Annotated in this window: 14 protein-coding genes; 6 read left to right on the top strand and 8 right to left on the bottom strand. The window is 64.3% G+C overall.

Translation table 11 applies throughout. The features are described from left to right. The first annotated feature begins 7 nt into the window (after nucleotides 1-7). The 4 genes from SD196_RS17245 to SD196_RS17230 all read left to right on the top strand — a co-directional run bounded on the left by SD196_RS17245 (nucleotide 8) and on the right by SD196_RS17230 (nucleotide 7,096). Complete coding sequence (locus tag SD196_RS17245) at nucleotides 8-778, top strand: GntR family transcriptional regulator (RefSeq protein WP_275611281.1); 771 nt, start codon at nucleotides 8-10, stop codon at nucleotides 776-778. Nucleotides 779-1,134: 356 nt separating this feature from the next. Then, nucleotides 1,135-3,030 (top strand): DUF1302 domain-containing protein, encoded by a 1,896-nt coding sequence (locus tag SD196_RS17240; RefSeq protein WP_331318715.1) that lies wholly within the window; start codon nucleotides 1,135-1,137, stop codon nucleotides 3,028-3,030. 16 nt (nucleotides 3,031-3,046) lie between these two features. Next, complete coding sequence (locus SD196_RS17235; protein WP_331318713.1) at nucleotides 3,047-4,417, top strand: DUF1329 domain-containing protein; 1,371 nt, start codon at nucleotides 3,047-3,049, stop codon at nucleotides 4,415-4,417. Between the two features lie 144 nt (nucleotides 4,418-4,561). Next, a complete protein-coding gene (locus SD196_RS17230; protein ID WP_416310464.1) occupies nucleotides 4,562-7,096 on the top strand; it encodes a LuxR C-terminal-related transcriptional regulator in 2,535 nt (844 codons plus the stop codon). Here SD196_RS17230 and SD196_RS17225 read toward each other — a convergent pair. Then, nucleotides 7,093-8,127 carry an AraC family transcriptional regulator gene (locus tag SD196_RS17225; RefSeq protein WP_416310463.1) on the bottom strand — a complete coding sequence of 345 codons (1,035 nt, stop codon included), beginning with the start codon at nucleotides 8,125-8,127 and terminating at the stop codon, nucleotides 7,093-7,095. The genes SD196_RS17230 and SD196_RS17225 overlap by 4 nt on opposite strands. A 119-nt stretch (nucleotides 8,128-8,246) precedes the next feature. On the opposite strand from SD196_RS17225, the gene SD196_RS17220 reads away from it, so the two are divergent. Next, nucleotides 8,247-9,830, top strand: a complete 1,584-nt coding sequence (locus SD196_RS17220) for a GMC family oxidoreductase (protein WP_370599667.1) — start codon at nucleotides 8,247-8,249, stop codon at nucleotides 9,828-9,830. Between the two features lie 167 nt (nucleotides 9,831-9,997). On the opposite strand, the gene SD196_RS17215 is transcribed toward SD196_RS17220, so the two are convergent. The 6 genes from SD196_RS17215 to SD196_RS17190 all read right to left on the bottom strand — a co-directional run bounded on the left by SD196_RS17215 (nucleotide 9,998) and on the right by SD196_RS17190 (nucleotide 14,309). After that, entirely contained in the window at nucleotides 9,998-10,543 is a 546-nt protein-coding gene (locus SD196_RS17215; protein ID WP_416310462.1) for an arsinothricin resistance N-acetyltransferase ArsN1 family B, read from the bottom strand. A 7-nt stretch (nucleotides 10,544-10,550) separates the two neighbouring features. Continuing rightward, nucleotides 10,551-11,252 (bottom strand): arsenical resistance protein ArsH, encoded by a 702-nt coding sequence (gene arsH, locus SD196_RS17210; RefSeq protein WP_416310461.1) that lies wholly within the window; start codon nucleotides 11,250-11,252, stop codon nucleotides 10,551-10,553. A gap of 13 nt (nucleotides 11,253-11,265) precedes the next feature. Then, nucleotides 11,266-11,736 (bottom strand): arsenate reductase ArsC, encoded by a 471-nt coding sequence (locus SD196_RS17205; protein WP_416310460.1) that lies wholly within the window; start codon nucleotides 11,734-11,736, stop codon nucleotides 11,266-11,268. A 28-nt stretch (nucleotides 11,737-11,764) separates the two neighbouring features. Then, nucleotides 11,765-13,048, bottom strand: coding sequence for an arsenic transporter (locus tag SD196_RS17200; protein ID WP_416310459.1), 1,284 nt, complete (start codon nucleotides 13,046-13,048; stop codon nucleotides 11,765-11,767). A 21-nt stretch (nucleotides 13,049-13,069) separates the two neighbouring features. Further along, entirely contained in the window at nucleotides 13,070-13,417 is a 348-nt protein-coding gene (locus tag SD196_RS17195; protein ID WP_370599664.1) for a metalloregulator ArsR/SmtB family transcription factor, read from the bottom strand. Between the two features lie 148 nt (nucleotides 13,418-13,565). Further along, complete coding sequence (locus SD196_RS17190; RefSeq protein WP_275611930.1) at nucleotides 13,566-14,309, bottom strand: class I SAM-dependent DNA methyltransferase; 744 nt, start codon at nucleotides 14,307-14,309, stop codon at nucleotides 13,566-13,568. A 484-nt stretch (nucleotides 14,310-14,793) separates the two neighbouring features. On the opposite strand from SD196_RS17190, the gene SD196_RS17185 reads away from it, so the two are divergent. Next, complete coding sequence (locus tag SD196_RS17185; RefSeq protein WP_275611292.1) at nucleotides 14,794-16,179, top strand: APC family permease; 1,386 nt, start codon at nucleotides 14,794-14,796, stop codon at nucleotides 16,177-16,179. Nucleotides 16,180-16,681: 502 nt separating this feature from the next. Here the strand turns inward: SD196_RS17185 and SD196_RS17180 are convergent. Next, nucleotides 16,682-17,476: an alpha/beta fold hydrolase gene (locus SD196_RS17180; protein ID WP_370599662.1), complete on the bottom strand. Its 795-nt coding sequence runs from the start codon at nucleotides 17,474-17,476 to the stop codon at nucleotides 16,682-16,684. Nucleotides 17,477-17,640: the final 164 nt, after the last annotated feature.

The following is a 17,640-nucleotide window of genomic DNA, read 5'->3' as shown; positions in this document are numbered from 1 at the left end:
CCACGCCATGAAGACCTCGCACGACCTCGACGACGACGTGTTGAGCGCGCCCGCGCCGCGCCACCTCGACCTTGCCCGCACCCTGATGCAGGACATCCGCAACGGCCAGCCGGCAGTCGGCGAACTGCTGCCGACCGAGGCGGAGTTGTGCGCCAAATGGGGGCTGAGCCGCTACACGGTGCGCCAGGCGATTCAGAAACTCTGCGCGCTGGGACTGGTGACGCGGCAGGCCGGGGTGGGGACCACCGTGGTGGCGAGCCGTCCGCAGTCGCGCTACACGCAGTCGATGGACAACCTTTCCGATCTGGTTCGTTATGCCCAGGGCACCCGTTTTCGCCTGACTGGCCGTCAGGACCTCAAGGCCGGGGCCGAGCACGCCCAGCTCCTGCGCGGTGCGGCCGGGGGGCAGTGGCTGCACCTGAGCGGCACGCGCTTGAGCGCTGATGACGCGGGTGAGCCGATTGCGCTGGTCGATATCTATGTCGATGCGGCTTATCGCGATCTGCCGGGAATCAGCCCGACCATGGATGTGCCGGTCTACACGCTGATCGAGGAGCGCTACGGCATCAAGGTCACCCGTGTCGAACAGGAGATCCAGGGTGTGCTGATTGAGGGCGCGGAAGCGGACGTGCTGCAGGTGCCCGACGGTTCGCCGGGGTTGCGTATCGTCCGGACCTATTTCGTTCGCGACCGGGTCATCGAAGTGACCACCGGGGTGCATCCGGCGAGCCGCTTCAGCTATTCGATGTCTTTCCAGTTGTCTTCAGCGGCGCCGTGATGGGCATTCGCGCCGGCCGCTCGCTGGCGATATCCGTTGTCGATTGCGATGTTTTTACCACGGTAAAGCGCGGATTCGGCGTTCACGGAACAGGACACTGAGACCCGATTTAGCGGCCTATCGGGATCGTCGTTGCGCAACTACCGTTACTGCCGTTGATGGCGGGAGGTAGTCGCGCGGCTTCCGTTCATCACCGCGATCCCCCGGTCTGTCAGCCCCGGTTTCGGGGCGTTCCGACACTGAAAAAACTGCCGCTCATACCTAAGTATGAGTTTTTGAATCCCTACTTCGTCGCTTACGCGATTCGCGCGCTCTGATTAGTTTTCCCGGGCCAACACCAACCACGGGAAAGCCGCATGACAACAACAACAGCGCGCGCCGGATTCAGACCTAATGCTCTTGCGCTGGCCATCGCATTTGGCTGCGTCGCTCAGGCCCAGGCCGCAACATTCAATATCGGAGAGATCGAAGGGACGTTCGACTCCTCGCTTTCCGTGGGGGCCAGCTGGGCGCTACGCGGTGGCGATCCCGACCTCATCGGGGTCAACAATGGCGGCAAGGGGCTGTCGCAGACCACCGATGACGGCCACCTCAACTTCAAGAAGGGCGAAACCTTCTCGAAGATCTTCAAGGGCATCCACGATCTCGAACTCAAGTACGAAGACACCGGCGTGTTCCTGCGCGGCAAGTACTGGTATGACTTCGAACTCAAGGATGAAAGCCGTCCGTTCAAGGACATCGACGATAGTGGACGCAAGGAAGGTGCGAAGTCCTCGGGCGCCCAGATGCTGGACGCGTTCATCTACCACAACTACACGATCGCCAACCAACCGGGAGCGGTCCGCCTGGGCAAGCAGGTGGTCAGCTGGGGGGAGAGCACCTTCATCCTGAACAGCATCAACTCGATCAACCCGATCGACGTTGCCGCGTTCCGGCGCCCCGGAGCCGAGATCAAGGAAGGTCTGATCCCGGTGAACATGTTCTATCTGTCGCAGAGCCTGACCGACAGTCTTTCCGCCGAGGCCTTCTACCAACTGGAGTGGGACCAGACCGTCGTCGATAACTGCGGCACCTTCTTCTCCCAGGTCGATGTCGTAGCGGATGGCTGCAGCAACAATCTGCGCCTGCTCACCAACAACCTCGCCGCAGGCAAGGCGGTGAATGCCGCGCTGCCTGGTACGACGATGGATATCGACCAGAACGGCGAAGGCACTCTCGTCCACCGTGGGGCGGACCGCGACGCGCGGGACGGCGGCCAGTGGGGCATGGCCCTGCGCTACATGTTCGACCCGCTGAACACCGAGTTCGGCGCCTACTTCATCAACTATCACAGCCGTGCGCCGTTCCTCAGCGTCAGCGCTCCCTCGCAGAGCGTCTACAACGTGGCGGGACGAACCGGCGCCGCCGCGCCCCTGGTGGTTGCCGGGAACTCCAGCTACTTCATGGAGTACCCGGAAGACATTCACCTGTATGGCCTGAGCTTCTCGACGACGCTGCCCACCGGAACGGCGTGGAGCGGCGAGATCAGCTACCGACCCAATGCGCCGGTCCAGCTCAACACGACCGACCTGCTGTTTTCCGGCGTTGGTCCGCTGGCGGACATCAACCCGAAGGCTTATGCGGCATATGGCAATGCGTCGGTGCTGCAGGCCACTCCGGGCGGCGATCTGCACGGCTACCGCCGCAAGGAGATCACGCAGTTCCAGACGACCCTGACGCACTTCTTCGACCAGGTCATGGGCGCTGAACGCCTGACCCTCGTGGGAGAGGTCGGCGTGGTGCATGTCGGCGGGCTCGAGTCGACCCGCGACGCCCGTTATGGTCGCGACCCGGTGTATGGCCCCGGCCCGCTGCCCGCCACGGGCTCGGTCAATACCTGCCGTGCGCTCAACCAGACCACCATCTCCGGTGCCGTCGGCAACAACGACTACACCAACCTGACGTCCAACTGCGTGGACGACGGCTACGTCACCGCCACGTCCTGGGGTTATCGCGCCCGCGCGATCTGGGACTACAACAGCGTGTTCGCCGGGGTGAACCTGCGGCCGAACATCAGTTGGTCGCACGACGTCGACGGCTACGGTCCCAACGGGCTGTTCAACGAGGGCAGCAAGGCCATCAGCTTCGGCCTGGATGCCGACTACGCCAACACCTACACCACCAGCCTTTCCTATACGGACTTCTTTGGCGGCGACTTCAACACGTCCGTCGACAGGGACTTCGTCGCACTCAGCTTTGGCGTGAATTTCTAACGCAGAGGACCATGCAATGCAGACTCAGAAAATAGGCTTGAAATCCGGCGTGCTGGCCTTGTCGCTGCTCGCCGGCAGCGTGCTGGCCGCAGTCCCGGCGGCGGAAGTGGCGCAGCTCGGCGGCACCCTCACGCCGATGGGCGCGGAAAAGGCGGGCAACGCCGATGGCAGTATTCCGGCCTGGACCGGTGGCCTGCCGGTGAATGCCGGCGCAGTCGACGGCAAGGGCTTCCTGGCCGATCCGTTCGCCAACGAGAAACCGCTGTTCATCATCACCGCGGCCAATGCCGAGCAGTACAAGGCCAAGCTGACCGATGGCCAGATGGCGATGTTCAAGCGCTATCCGGACAGCTATCGGATTCCGGTGTATCCGACGCACCGTACGGCAGCGCTGCCGGACGACATCTACGCGGCGATCAAGACCAGCGCGGCGCGCACCGAACTGGTGGGCGGCGGCAACGGCCTGCAGAACTTCGACAGCCACTACTACGCCTTCCCGATTCCCAAAACCGGTGTCGAGCTGGTGTGGAACCACGAGACGCGTTACCGCGGCGGTAACATCCACCGTTACATCACCCGCGTACAGCCGCAGACCGACGGCTCGTTCTCCATGGTTCACTTCGAGGACGAGGTGTCCTACCCGTCGAACCTGCCGGACTTCGACAAGGCCAAGGGCGACAACATCCTCTTCTACTTCATCCAGCGCGTAACAGCGCCAGCGCGCCTGGCGGGTAACGTCCTGCTGGTGCACGAAACCATCGACCAGGTGAAGGAGCCGCGCCAGGCATGGCTCTACAACGCCGGTCAGCGTCGTGTGCGCCGTGCCCCGCAGGTCGCCTACGACGGCCCGGCAACCGCGGCCGACGGCCTGGCCACCTCCGACAACTACGACATGTACAACGGCTCGCCCGACCGTTACGACTGGAAACTGGTCGGCAAGAAGGAGCTGTATATCCCCTACAACAGCTACAAGCTCGACTCGCCGTCGCTGAAGTACGACGACATCATCAAGGCGGGGCACATCAACCAGGACCTGACCCGCTACGAGCTGCACCGCGTGTGGGAAGTGGTCGGCACGCTCAGGAGCGGTGAGCGCCACATCTATGCCAAGCGCCACATGTTCTTCGACGAGGACACCTGGCAACTGGCGGAAGTCGATCACTACGATGGCCGCGGCCAGCTGTGGCGCGTCGGGGAAGGGCACGCCCAGCAGTACTACAACCAAAAGGTGCCGGGCTACACCGCCGAGGCGCTCTACGACATCATCTCCGGCCGCTATTCGGTCATGGGCCTGAAGAACGAAGAGAAACAGAGCATCGTGTTCGGCGCCAAGGCCATCGCCGCGGACTACACCCCGGCGGCGCTGCGCCAGACCGGCGTCCGCTGAGCCGTTGTTTCTCCGAGCAACTCCGTGTTGGGCGGCCAGTCGGCCGCCCTTTTTTCTGCCAGATCGTCGGCAAACCCGATACAGCCCCAGACACAAGCCGTAACATGGCCGCCTTTGCATTTACGGAATCCTGCGAGTAACGCCATGCCCACGGCGAATTTCCACACCGACCCGTGCCGCGCTCCCGCGTTGCCCTCCGGCTTTCTGCCACGCCCCCGCCTGAGTCAGGCCCTTCTTCTCGCTCCCTGCCGTTTGCGGCTGGTCTGTGCTCCCGCCGGTAGCGGCAAGAGCGTGCTGCTGCGCGAGTGCGCCCTGGCCCGTCCCGAGGGCGTGCGCCTGTTGTGGCTCGACCTGAAGGGGCTGACGCTGGATGAGCCCGCGCTGCTCAGGCTGCTGGCGACCGCGTTGGGACTGGAGAGCAGCGAGACAAGCGCCGTGCTTGCCTGCCTGGCGCGGCAGCAAGGCCCACTGTGGATCATGCTCGATGACCTGTCGCGGGTGGCGGACGTACTGCTCGACCGGCTCCTCGATCTCCTCTTGCGCGCTTCGCCGCCTGCTGTGTCCTGGTGGATCGCGAGCCGCCGCCGTCCCGCCTGCAAGCTGGAGCGGCTCCTGCTGGAAGGGGAACTCTTCGAGCTGGGCGCCGACGACCTCGCCATGACTGCCACCGAGCTGAGCGAATTGCTGGGCAGTCTCTACGGAGAGGTACCGCTCACCACGGTGCAGTCATTGATGTCGCAGACCGATGGCTGGTTCGCCGGCATTCGCCTGCGCCTGCACGGGCGCGACCCCGGCCAGCCGCCGGAAGCCGCCCAGGGCAATGCACTGGTGCGTCGCTATCTGGAGCAGGAAGTCCTCGCCGAGCTTCCGGACGAGTTGCGCCAGGCGCTGTGCAAGCTGTCCTGCCTGCAGGACTTCGATGCGTCGTTGTGCGAGCACGTGCTCGGCGTCGGCGAAGGCAAGCAACTGCTGCTGCAACTGCTGGATGCCGGCGTGTTCATCGAAACCCTGGATGGCGACCAGGGCCTGCACCGGGTGCGGCCCGCCGTGGGCAGCATCCTGGCGGCGGAAGTCGCGCAGAGCCTCAAGCGCGCGCTGTACCGCCATGCCTGCCAGTGGGCCGCCGGACGTGAGCAGGTGCGCCAGGCCATCGACTATGCGCTGCTCGCCGACCAGCCGGAGATCGCCGCGAGTCTGTTGCAGCACTTCACCCGCGACCGGCTGCTGCACGGCAGCCAGATGGCGCGGGTACTGCGTTGGCGGAGCCTGCTGCCCGACGAACTGATTTCCAGCACGCCACGCCTGCTGATTCTCAACTCCTGGGCGCTGCTCATCAGCGGCAGGCTCGATGAGGCCGAGGTGTGTGCCGCGCAGTTGCAACGCTTCCTGCCACAGCCGACGGCGCGGCGTCAGCGTGAGCTGCTTGCCCAGTGCCAGGCCCTGACCGGCAAGCTCGAATATCACCGAGGCAAGTTCGAGACGCCGCACATGCGCGAGGCCCTGGAGCACTTGCCGGAGTCCGCCTGGGCCCAGCACGTCATCCTGCTGACGGCGCTGATCGAGGTGGAGATAGTCGACGGCAGGATTGAGACCGCGCAGCAGTTCCATCGCAATGCCATCAAGCTGGCTCGCCGCCACGGCAGCCGCGTGCTGGAAGCCGTGCTGCTCCTGCAACAGGTACAGCTGCTGGAAATGCGTGGCGAGCTCCGGGAAGCGCTGCGCCTGGCCGAGCAGTTGCACCAGGAACTGAGCGCGGAAGGCAAGGGGGAGGCCAACCCCCTGAGTGGCCGGACACGGCTGCGGCTCGGCGCCTTGCTGACCCGCCTGGGACACTACGCTGACGCCCGTGGACACTATGAGGCCGGGCTGCAGGAGTGCCTGGACTGCGAAGACCCGGCAGCCTCCTGGGGATACATCGGCCTGGCTGAGTTGGACGCGATGCACAATGTCCCCGCCCGGGCCCATCTGCGCCTGGCCGATGCCGAACGGCTGCTGCAATTCCGCAATATCACCGAGCCGCTGTACCAGAGCCTCCTGTTGCTTGGCTACGCCCGCTTGTGGATTCAGGAAGGCCAGGCCAACCGCGCTCGCACGGTGCTGGAGGGCTGTCTGTTGCAATATTCCGGCGCCGAACCCAAACGGCCTCCCTATGGCAATCCCGAACTGGTTCAACACCTGCAACTGGCATTGGTCCATGCACGTCTGGCGGCGGGCGAAGAGGTCAGCGAAATCTTCGAGGCCATGCTCGGGGAGGCGCAGCGGCAGGAGCGTCGCGCCTTGGCCGTGGAGCTGTGCTTCGGTCTGGCGGAGGCGCTCTACGCCAAAGGCCAGCAGGGCCGCGCGCAGCGAGCGCTGCTCGACGCCATGGCGCTGTCCCGGCAGATCGGCATGGCCAGCGCGGAGTATGGCTGCAGCCTCCGCAATCCTGGCCTGGTGCGCTGGGGCAAGGAAACCTTGAGGGCCGACGACCAGCAGGCCGGCGCGGTGCTGCTCAGCCCGCGCGAGCTGTCGGTTCTGAAGATGATCGCGCAAGGGCTGTCCAACCAGGACATCGCCGAGCAATTGTTCATCTCGCTGCACACGGTCAAGAGCCATGCGCAGAAGATCAACGCCAAGCTGGGCGTGACGCGGCGCACCCAGGCCATCGTCCGGGCCAAGGAGCTGGGGCTGGTGCGCTAGCGGCGAGGGGAGCTGGGTGCGTCGGTGCCGTCGAGTAGCCGGCGGCGCACAGCGCGCGGCGTGTCGTTGAACCAGCGGCGGCAGGCGCGATTGAAGACGCTCTGTTCGCTATACCCCAGCAGGCCCGCCACCTGGGACATCGGCATGTGGCGCTCGGCAAGATAACGCTCCGCACATGAGTGCCGAGCCTGTTCGAGCAGTTCCTCGAAACCGGTTCCCAGTTCGGCCAGGCGCCGTTGCAGTACCCGCTCGTGGAGGCCGAGCTGCTCGGCGATCAGCGCAATGCGGCAGCGCTGGGTCGGCAACGTCCGCAGGACAAGATTCTCCACCTGGCGCACCAGGCCCTCCGGAGTCTGGGCATCGAAGGGCCGGAGGTAGTCCAGCAGCACACGGTGCAACTGTGGATCCTGCTGTTGCACCCGCATTTCGAGTTGTTCTTCGCTGAGGACCAGGGCGTTGCATTCCTGGCTGAAGTACGCCGCTGTCTTGAAGTAGCGCCGGTATCGCGCCGGTGGCAACGAGCCCGCGCCAGTGAGCAGCACGGAGCGCGCGCCGAACTGGCTGCCGCACAGCAGCTTCATGGTGTTGTATCCCACGCCCAGCGCCAGTTCCTGCATCTGCCGCCGTCGCGCGGGGCCGGGCAGGCGGATCTCGATCACGAGCCGCGGTGCATCGCGGTCGGCGCGTTCGAGCTGCACATCGATGCCAGGGCTGTGGTAGCCGATGAACCTGGAAACCTCTTCCAGCGCCTGGCCGACCGTCGCCGAGTTGCGGGCGATCAGTGCCACCGGACCAAGCACTTGCAAGTCCTGATATTCGGCCATGCGCAGGCCCAGATCGGGGCAGCCCAGCTCGTTTGCAGCACATTCGAGGATATCGACCAGGGAGCGCAGCGGGACCCGTGCCTCGTCGTCTTCAAGTGCGCGCGGATCGATCTGGAAGCGCCGGAGCAGTTGATCGATGTCCCCGCCCAACTGCTCGACCAGTTGCGGCAGACCAATGAACGAGGTGGTACGGATGAGGGCAGTCACAGTCGTTAAAAGTCAAAATAAAGTCGTCAAAGATCAATTAATGTGCGCCTTGCCGGAGAAGAATTCCAGACCTCTGCGCTGAGTCCGTCTGCCCGGCGCGCATCCCGAGAAGAACAATTATGGAATTCGACTACATCATCGTTGGCGCCGGCTCGGCCGGCTGCGTCCTGGCTAATCGCCTGAGTGCCGATCCATCGGTGCGGGTGTGTCTGCTGGAATCCGGCGGCGAAGATACCTCGCCGCTCATCCATACCCCGATCGGTGTCGCGGCGATCCTCCCGACCCGGCACGTCAACTGGGCGCTGCAGACCGTTCCCCAGCCCGGCCTGAATGGCCGCACCGGATACCAGCCGCGCGGAAAGACCCTGGGGGGCAGCAGTTCGATCAACGGGATGATCTACATCCGCGGCCACCGCAGCGACTACGATGACTGGCAGGCCCTCGGAAACCCCGGCTGGTCGTACGACGACGTGTTGCCTTACTTCCGCAAGAGCGAGGGGAACCATCGTGGCGGGAGCGACTTTCATGGCGCCGACGGCGAGCTGTACGTCGGCCGCGTGGAGGCGCATCCGGTCACCAACGCCTTCCTGGACGCAGCCGAGCGGGCAGGCCACCCGCGTAACCCGGACTTCAATGGCATCGAGCAGGAAGGGGTGGGGCACTACGACGTGACCATCCGCGACGGCCGCCGCTGGAGCACTGCCAGCGCGTTCCTCAAGCCCATTCGCGAGCTTCGCGGCAACCTGACCGTCATCACTGGAGCCCATGCCCAGCGCATCCTGCTGCAAGGCAAGCGTGCCGTGGGCATGCAGGTCTCCGTCAAGGGCGAACGCCTGGAGATCAAGGCCCGCAAGGAAGTTCTGCTGAGCGCCGGAGCCTTCGGAAGTCCGCACTTGCTGATGCTCTCGGGCATCGGCGCGGAGGCGGAGCTCAAGCCTCACGGCATTGCGCTGCAGCACGAGCTGCCAGGGGTAGGGCAGAACCTCCAGGATCACCCGGACATCATCGCCTGCTACAAGAGCCACGACACGTCCTTGCTGGGTATCTCCGCCAGAGGCTCGGTGCGGATGGGCAAGGCATTCAGCGACTATGTCCGGCACAAGACCGGCACGTTCGCGAGCAACTGCGCCGAAAGCGGAGGGTTCCTGAAGACCTCTGCGGACCTGTCACGCCCGGATATTCAACTGCACGCCGTCATCGGGCCGATCGATGACCACGGCCGCAAACTGCACTGGGGGCACGGCTTCAGCTGCCACGTCTGCGTGCTGCGGCCGAAGAGCATCGGCAGCGTTGGCCTGCTGTCGGCAGATCCCTTTGCAGCGCCGCGCATCGACCCGAACTTCCTCGGCCACGACGACGACGTCAGCACCTTGCTCAAGGGCTACCGCATGGTGCGGGACATTGCCGGCCAGGCCCCGTTGGCAAGGTACGGCTTGAAGGACATCTATAGCCGGGATCTTTCCAGCGACGAGCAATTGATCGAGCTGCTGCGCAACCGAACCGACACCGTCTACCACCCGGTCGGCACCTGCAAGATGGGGAGCGACGAGATGGCGGTGGTCGACCAGCAGTTGCGCGTACGCGGGATCGAGGGGCTCCGGGTCGTTGACGCCTCCATCATGCCCACGCTGATCGGAGGCAACACCAACGCTCCCTCCATCATGATCGCGGAGCGCGCCGCGGAGTGGATCGTCGCGGCGTAAACGCGGGGAGCCCTGAGGCGAGGTGGCCGATCGCTTGTGAAGGATCGGCCCTGTGCGCAGATCCGCCGGGACTGGAGCGGGCGAAGTGGCCTGGCGACGACTCGCCTGCAGTTGTGCGCGTGGCGGGCCTCATTCTCCGAGCGGCTCTACCGACCCAAAGCAAACGTTCAGCCAGTGATGTCCGCGTATAGGCGAGGCTCACTGGGCGAGTTGCTCTGGGTACCGAGCTCCAGGCGCCAGTAGCCCACGTCGTGCCAGCGGCCCAGCTTGAAGCCAACCTGCGGGAAGGTGCCGATGTGCCTGAAGCCCAGCTGCTCGTGCAGACCGACGCTGCCGGCGTTGGGCAGGGCGATGCCGGCATAGGCGGCGTTGAATCCTTGCCGGGCGAGGATGGGAAGCAGCTCGGCATAGAGGCTGCGGCCAACGCCCGTGCGGCGCTCGCTCTCCGCGACGTAGACGGTTACATCCACTGCCCATCGATAGGCGGCGCGCGCCCGATGCTGGCTCGCGTAGGCGTAGCCGACCAGGTGTCCGTCTCGCACGGCAACGAGATACGGATAGGTCCGCAGGGTCGTGACTATCCTCTGCCGCATCTCTTCGACGGTCGGCGGCACCTCTTCGAAGGAGATCGCCGTGCCGGTCACGACCGGGGCGTAGATGGCCTGGATCGCCGAGGCGTCCTCGGGGCGAGCTTCCCTGATTTCGATGGGCATGGAGACCTCAGATCGAGCGTTGATTGACGCGGGCGGAGAGTTGTTCGGCGCTTTCCTTGCGCTCCGAATAACGATCCACCAGGAACTCCTGGCGATCACGCAGCAGCAGGGTGAACTTCACCAGCTCTTCCATGACGTCGACCACTCGATCGTAGTACGGCGACGGCTTCATGCGTCCCGCATCGTCGAATTCCAGGTAGGCCTTGGGTACCGAGGACTGGTTGGGGATGGTGAACATGCGCATCCAGCGGCCGAGCACGCGCAGCTGGTTGACCACGTTGAACGACTGCGAGCCGCCGCAGACCTGCATCACCGCCAGGGTCTTGCCCTGGGTGGGACGGACGGCGCCGAGTGCCAGGGGAATCCAGTCGATCTGCGCCTTGAAGACAGCGGAAAGGGCGCCGTGGCGCTCCGGGGAGCACCAGACCTGGCCTTCCGACCACTGCACCAGGTCACGCAGCTCCTGCACCTTGGGATGCTCCACGGGCACGTCGTCGGGCAGCGGCAGGCCGGATGGATTGAAGAGGCGCGTCTCGGCGCCGAAGTGCTCGAGCAGGCGCGCGGCTTCTTCCACCAGCAGACGGCTGAAGGAGCGCTCGCGGGTCGATCCGTACATCAACAGGATGCGCGGTTTGTGCTCGCTGGTACGGGTTGCCGCCGGCGGCAGGTCGAACAGCGAAAGGTCGAGATTGGGCAGTTGCTCTGACATGGGGTCCTCCTGCTCAGAGAGCGCCAATGCGATCCAGCTCGCGCTTGAGTTCGTCGCGGCCCAGGGTGTCGAAGGGAAGTGCGAAGAAGGCTTTGCAGCGCAGCTCGATCCGGCTCAGCGTGGCGCGGAAGGCTGCGTCGATGGACGCCTCGTCGCCTACGACATCGGATGGGTCTTCCAGTCCCCAGTGGGACTTCAGCGCCGGGCCGAAGTACACAGGGCAGGCTTCTCCGGCGGCCTTGTCGCAGACGGTGATGACGATATCCGGCGGATTGCCTTCGAAGGCTTCATTGCCCTTGCTGCTCAGGCCCTTGGTGGAAATGCCGGCCTGCTCCAGGGTGGTGAGGCTGCGCGGCAGCACCTTGCCCTTGGGAAAGCTGCCGGAGCTGATCGCCTCGAAGCCTTCCGGAGCCAGATGGTTGAACAGCGCTTCGGAAAGGATGCTGCGGCAGCTGTTGGCCGTGCACATGAACAGGACTCGCATGGAGGTCTCCTCCGCTTGTTGGCGGACGTCAGAGGCTCAGGCGCAGTGCCAGGGCCGAGAGGGTGATCAGCAGAACCGGCAACGTCAGGAGGATGCCGACCTTGAAGTAGTAGCCCCAGCTAATGTGCATGCCCTTGCGATCCAGCACGTGCAGCCAGAGCAGCGTGGCGAGGCTGCCGATGGGGGTGATCTTCGGTCCGAGGTCGCAGCCGATCACGTTGGCGTAGATCATCGCCTCGCGCACCAGCCCCTCCGCGCCGCTGGCCTGGATCGACAGGGCACCGACCAGCACGCTGGGCATGTTGTTCATCACCGAGGACAGCAGCGCCGACAGCAGGCCCGTACCAATGGCGGCGCTCCACAGGCCATGCTCGGCGAGGCGATCGAGCAACTGGGTCAGGGAGTCCGTGAGGCCGGCGTTCTTCAGGCCATACACCACCAGGTACATGCCGAGGGAGAAGATCACCACCTGCCAGGGAGCCTCGCGAAGCACGCGGCGGGTGGAGATGCGGTGGCCGCGAGCGGCGACGGCAAAGAGAATCGCCGCGCAGACGGCGGCCACGGCGCTGACCGGGATGCCCAGCGGTTCCAGCGCAAACAGGCCGACCAGCAACACCAGCAGCGTCCACCCGCCGACGATGAAGGTCGCGCGATCGTGAATGGCCGCTTTCGGCTCCTTCAGCGCATCGAGCGCGTACTGCCGTGGGATGTCGCGACGGAAGAACAGGAACAGCACCAGCAGCGTGGTGGCGACGCTGGCGAGGTTCACCGGCACCATCACCGAGGCGTATTCGGCGAAGCCCAGGCCGAAGTAGTCGGCGGAGACGATGTTCACGAGATTGGAAACCACCAGCGGCAGGCTCGCGGTATCGGCGATGAAGCCGGCAGCCATGACGAAGGCCAGGGTCGCGGCGGGTGAGAAGCGCAGCGCGAGCAGCATCGACATGACGATGGGCGTGAGGATCAGCGCTGCACCATCATTGGCGAACAGCGCTGAGACGGCCGCACCGAGCAACACGCAGAAGGCGAACAAGCGGTAGCCGCTGCCGTTGGCCCAGCGCGCCACGTGCAGCGCGGCCCACTCGAAGAAGCCGGCTTCATCCAGCAGCAGGCTGATGATGATGACCGCGATGAAGGTGGCAGTGGCGTTCCAGACGATGGCCCACACGGTCGGGATGTCCTGCAGGGAAACCGCGCCGGCGGCCAGGGCGATGATCGCGCCCAGGGTGGCGCTCCAGCCAACGCCAAGGCCCTTGGGTTGCCAGATGACCAGAATGAGGGTGAAAACGAAGACAGCAATGGCGACCAGCATGGGAAATTCGCTCGAAGAGGATCAGCAGCAGGCAGCATCACGGACGGGGCGGCCGTCCATGTTCTGCAGACGGAGGGTGTTGTCGGCCAACCATTGCGCGTTGGCCTGCAGGGTTACCTGCAGCATCTCGTGTACCCAGGCGGGCAGCTCCGGATTGAGGCGGTAATACACCCACTGACCCTGGCGTCGATCCAGCAGCAGGCCATTGCTGCGCAGTTGCGCCAGGTGGCGGCTGATCTTCGGCTGGCTGTCGTCCAGGGCGCACATCAGCTCGCAGACGCAGAGTTCGCCCAGGCTGGCGATGAGCAGGGTGGCGCGGGCGCGGGTCTCGTCAGCCAGGCTCTTGAAGACTTCAGGCGGAGTGATCATGGCTTCACCTTCACATATGGATAATCGAATATACGAATTTCCATATGTTTGGCGCAAGCACATTGGAATCGTGCTCGTCTCCAGCCGGCTTCTGCCCCTTCACGGGCAGCAAGCATGGCTGACGAGCAGGAGAGGTGCGGGCCGGTTCTCAGCGCTTCACGCAGACAAACAACGCATTCCCGGACGTACCGCCCCAGGGCGTGATCCGTTCGTAGTCATGCTCGAAGACCTGCACTTCGAAGTTCGGCTGCAGCAGCTCCTGCAGTTCGGTGAAGCTCAGGGCGACCATGGCGTGTTCATCCTGCCAGGCCTGGGTCACGCCCGCGGTGGTCTTCTCGATGCTCAGGCGCAGCGCCTGCCGCTCGCCTTCGCCGCTGTAGTACCAGCCGGAACCGAAGGTGAAGTGGCTGCCCTCGTGCTCCACGCTATGGCGCACGAACGAGCGGTTGTCGATCTGCCGCTTGTCCACGCTGTTGAAGCAGAACACGCCGTTGTCCGCGAGTGCTTCGTGCACGCTGGCCAGGCACGCCCGCAACTGCGCAAGCCCTGCGTTGTAGTGGATCGAGTAGAGGAAGCAGGTGATCAGGTCCAGCGGCTCGTCCACCTGGAAGTCCGCCATGTCCTGCCGACTGAAACGTGCCTCGGGACAACGCTGCTGGGCGATGTCCAGCATGGGCTGATTGATGTCCAGGCCGGCACTGCGGTAGCCGAAGTCGAGGAAGTGGCGCACGTGTGGGCCGGTGCCGCAAGCGAGGTCCAGGTGCCTGCGCCCCTGGTTGCCGAACAGCTGGTGCAGCCGGCGCACGCAATGGCTCTGCGCCTGGTAGTCGATGTCGGCGCACATCAGGTCGTAGTAGGCGGAGAGGTCGGTGTACAGCGCGTTGGAGGACATGGGCGGCCAGAGGGGTCGACGGCGCCACATGTTACCTCAAGCCGAGCGCTCCTCGATGAAATCTGCGTTCCCCTGCTCGTGCTGTTCGACGCGAGGGTTCACGCCCACAAATTTCGTTGCTCAGCGGCAACAAAAATCCTCGTTTCGCAGGAAGCCGGCGTGAGATTTAATGCGCCCCGCAACCATCTTCTGGCCGCCTCCTTTTGTGAAGTTGACCTTGCCTGGCCTCATCGACAGACAAGGTGATTTTGCTCGCCCAAGGAGGCGGCTTTTTTTTGCCGGATTGGGTGGGTACTGCACGCGCAGTTCGTATGAGCGCCGGGGAATCGAGCGTGGTGGCAGGGCTCATGTCGACCATTTTTTTCATTGGGCTCGAACATATTTTTAATAATTTTCCTCAGCGGGAAGCTGACGCACCATGCGCGCCCCATTCGAATAACAACGTCCTTTGAGGCGTGCGAAGCAGGAGTGCCTTGAGTCAGCCATGAAAAAAACAACAGGCGTAATGGATACCTCTCACCCGACCCATCAGCCTCATCGCGAGTCGACGTCGTCCCGCACGTTCCGCAAATCCCTGGGCATTACCGCGCTCGTAGTCTTCGGGCTGGCCTACATGGTGCCGCTGGCGGTGTTCACCACCTATGGCCTGGTTACCCGGATGACCATGGGCCACCTGCCCACCGCCTATGTCATCACCCTGGCTGCCATGCTGCTGACGGCGTACAGCTACGGGCGGATGGTCCAGGCCCACCCGTATTCCGGCTCGGTCTACACCTACACGCGCAAGACCTTCGGCGCCTACTTCGGCTTCATGGCGGGCTGGACGCTGCTGCTCGACTACATCTTCCTGCCGCTGCTGAGCTACCTGCTGATCGGCATCTACATGTCCGAGTATTTCCCGGCGGTTCCCGCGGCGGCGTGGATCCTGGGCTCCATCGCGCTGGTGACCTTTCTCAACCTCATCGGCATCGAGTCCATCACCCGGGTCAACTGGATTCTCATCGTTGCCCAGGCCGTATTCATCGTGGTGTTCATCGCGCTTTCGTGGAGCCACATGAACGCGCAGACGGAGCCGGTTTCGCTGCTCAAACCCATCTATGACGAGCAGTTCAGCTTCACGCTGGTGATGTCCGGCGCGGCCGTCCTGTGCTTGTCCTTCCTCGGCTTCGACGCCGTCTCGACCATGGCGGAAGAGACGCCCAATCCCAAGCGCCAGATTCCCGCAGCCATCATGCTGGTGACCTTGATCGGCGGTCTGCTGTTCATCGTCTCCGCCTATTTCGGCCAGCTGGTATTCCCGGAATGGGCGGCGCTGACTGACGCCGACTCCGCTTCGCTGGACGTGATGCGTCGCGTCGGTGGCGAGGGGCTGGTGACCTTCTTCACTGCCACCTATGTGGCGGGCTGCTTCGCCTCCGCGATGGTGTCCCAGGCCAGCGTATCGCGCGTGCTGTTCGCCATGGGCCGGGACGGCGCGCTGCCTCGGGTATTCGGCAAACTGGTGTCGAAGAAGCGCGTTCCCGCCACCGCGATCATGCTGATCAGCCTGCTCTCGCTGATCGCGCTGTTCGTTACCCTGGATACCGTCGCCAGCATGATCAGCTTCGGTGCGCTGTTTGCGTTCTCGGCGGTGAACCTGGCCGTGATCAAGCATTACCTGATCGACCAGAAGCTGCGCGGTACGCGCTACTACCTGTACTACGGTGCGTTGCCGGCGCTGGGGTTCCTCAGCACCATCTGGCTGTGGTCGAGCCTGTCCGGCATGACCTTCCTGATCGGCTTCGGCTGGATGTGCCTGGGCTTCATCTGCCTGCTCAGCGCCACTCGCCTGTTCCGCGATCGACTGCCGGAACTGCACATGGCGGAGTGATTGTTCACCGGAGTAGAACCGAGGTTCCTGGTGCTGCTCCGGCCTGCCGGTCGTGGATAGTTCTTTCCATTCTGACCATCGCGCCAGCGGTGGAAATCGGTCTAAAAAGTCCCGGTCCGCTTGCCGGGACTTTTGCTACCCTCAATCCAGTAGGTGAGAACGCAGACTGATGCGCAAGTGGATAGCAAGGAGACGTGGGGCACGTTCCCGGGGTACACGGCTGGCAACAACAAGATTTGTCCCATACGCCGCGTGAAGTGGAGAGGTTGAATCTCTTCCGCCAGATTCCTCAGAAACCTTGTAAGCCGGAGACCAGCGCCGGCCACCTACTAAAACCCAACCCCCTGAAGCCCGACCCGCGTGTCGGGCTTTTTTCGTTCCATCCGGGTCCCTGAACGCAGGGATATCGGGGACAGAGCGAGTCGAGCGGCCACTCGGACGTCCGCCCGCGACCCCGACCGACACTGCGCGGGCCAAAGTCGCATGGCTCTATGGGACGATCCTAGTGGCTGAAACGCCGGAGGAATTCTTCCACCGCTTCCAGCACCACCGCCTGCTGCTGGCGGTGCGGGACATGGCCGCAGTCGGGCAGCAGTTTCAATACCGAGGGCACGCCGGGTACCGAGGTGAGGCGCTCGGGGTGCGCCGCCGAGCCGTACTCGTCCTGCTCGCCGTGCAGGCTGAGGATCGGGCACTTCACCAGGGCCAGTTCGGCATCCAGGTTCCAGTCGCTGAAGTCGTTCGACAGCCAGGTATCGACCCAGGCGCGCAGCACCCAGAAGGCCTTTTCGCCGTGGTACTTCTGCAGGCGTTCCAACTGGCCCTCCTGGGCGAATTCCTGTTCGGCCGCGCGGATGCCATCGCGGGTCTGGTGCTCGACGAAGGCCTGCGCCGATTCGGTGATCAACGCCGCGCAGGCCTGCGGGTGCTGCGCTGCGCAGGCCACCGCCATGGCGCCGCCGACGCTGTGGCCGAATACCACGCAACGCTCGAAGCCGAAGTGCTGCTGTAACGCCGGGAGGTTCACCCGTGCCTCGTCGTCGATGAAGCCCAGGGGCAGGGCACCGGGGTAGCGTTCGGAGCGGCCGAAGCCGAGGCGGTCGTAGGCGATCACCGGGCGGCCGGTGGTGCGCGCCAGCTGTTCCGGGAAGTCCCGCCACAGCGCCACGCAGCCCAGGGAGTCATGCAACAGCAGGATCGGTTCGCCGCGTGTTTCGTCGGGCGTCCAGTCCTGGGCGAAGAGCTGGCCCTTTTCGGTACTGATCCAGTGTTCGCGGGTGCTGACGTGCAACGGCATGACGCTCTCCTGTCGTTTGGGGCTGACGCGCTTTTCGTTCGCCATAGTATTCCGGCCAGGCGCCCGCAGCGATGTTCAGACGGGCGTGCGAATGCAGCACTGGATCGAAAGCCAGCGTCGGTTCTGCTCCGGCGTGCCGGCTCCTAAGAAAACCTTAAGGCGAT

Origin of the sequence: Pseudomonas macauensis (assembly GCF_047902425.1) — a bacterium.
In the GTDB taxonomy this organism is placed as follows: domain Bacteria; phylum Pseudomonadota; class Gammaproteobacteria; order Pseudomonadales; family Pseudomonadaceae; genus Pseudomonas.
This window is presented reverse-complemented; position numbering and strand designations above follow the sequence as displayed.

What these genes read in the sequence shown, in the direction of transcription:
- SD196_RS17245 (WP_275611281.1), top strand. Translation starts at nt 8, where the DNA reads ATGAAGACCTCGCACGACCTCGACGACGACGTGTTGAGCGCGCCCGCG.
- SD196_RS17240 (WP_331318715.1), top strand. Translation starts at nt 1,135, where the DNA reads ATGACAACAACAACAGCGCGCGCCGGATTCAGACCTAATGCTCTTGCG.
- SD196_RS17235 (WP_331318713.1), top strand. Translation starts at nt 3,047, where the DNA reads ATGCAGACTCAGAAAATAGGCTTGAAATCCGGCGTGCTGGCCTTGTCG.
- SD196_RS17230 (WP_416310464.1), top strand. Translation starts at nt 4,562, where the DNA reads ATGCCCACGGCGAATTTCCACACCGACCCGTGCCGCGCTCCCGCGTTG.
- SD196_RS17220 (WP_370599667.1), top strand. Translation starts at nt 8,247, where the DNA reads ATGGAATTCGACTACATCATCGTTGGCGCCGGCTCGGCCGGCTGCGTC.
- SD196_RS17215 (WP_416310462.1), bottom strand. Translation starts at nt 10,543, where the DNA reads ATGCCCATCGAAATCAGGGAAGCTCGCCCCGAGGACGCCTCGGCGATC.
- arsH (WP_416310461.1), bottom strand. Translation starts at nt 11,252, where the DNA reads ATGTCAGAGCAACTGCCCAATCTCGACCTTTCGCTGTTCGACCTGCCG.
- SD196_RS17205 (WP_416310460.1), bottom strand. Translation starts at nt 11,736, where the DNA reads ATGCGAGTCCTGTTCATGTGCACGGCCAACAGCTGCCGCAGCATCCTT.
- SD196_RS17200 (WP_416310459.1), bottom strand. Translation starts at nt 13,048, where the DNA reads ATGCTGGTCGCCATTGCTGTCTTCGTTTTCACCCTCATTCTGGTCATC.
- SD196_RS17195 (WP_370599664.1), bottom strand. Translation starts at nt 13,417, where the DNA reads ATGATCACTCCGCCTGAAGTCTTCAAGAGCCTGGCTGACGAGACCCGC.
- SD196_RS17190 (WP_275611930.1), bottom strand. Translation starts at nt 14,309, where the DNA reads ATGTCCTCCAACGCGCTGTACACCGACCTCTCCGCCTACTACGACCTG.
- SD196_RS17185 (WP_275611292.1), top strand. Translation starts at nt 14,794, where the DNA reads ATGAAAAAAACAACAGGCGTAATGGATACCTCTCACCCGACCCATCAG.
- SD196_RS17180 (WP_370599662.1), bottom strand. Translation starts at nt 17,476, where the DNA reads ATGCCGTTGCACGTCAGCACCCGCGAACACTGGATCAGTACCGAAAAG.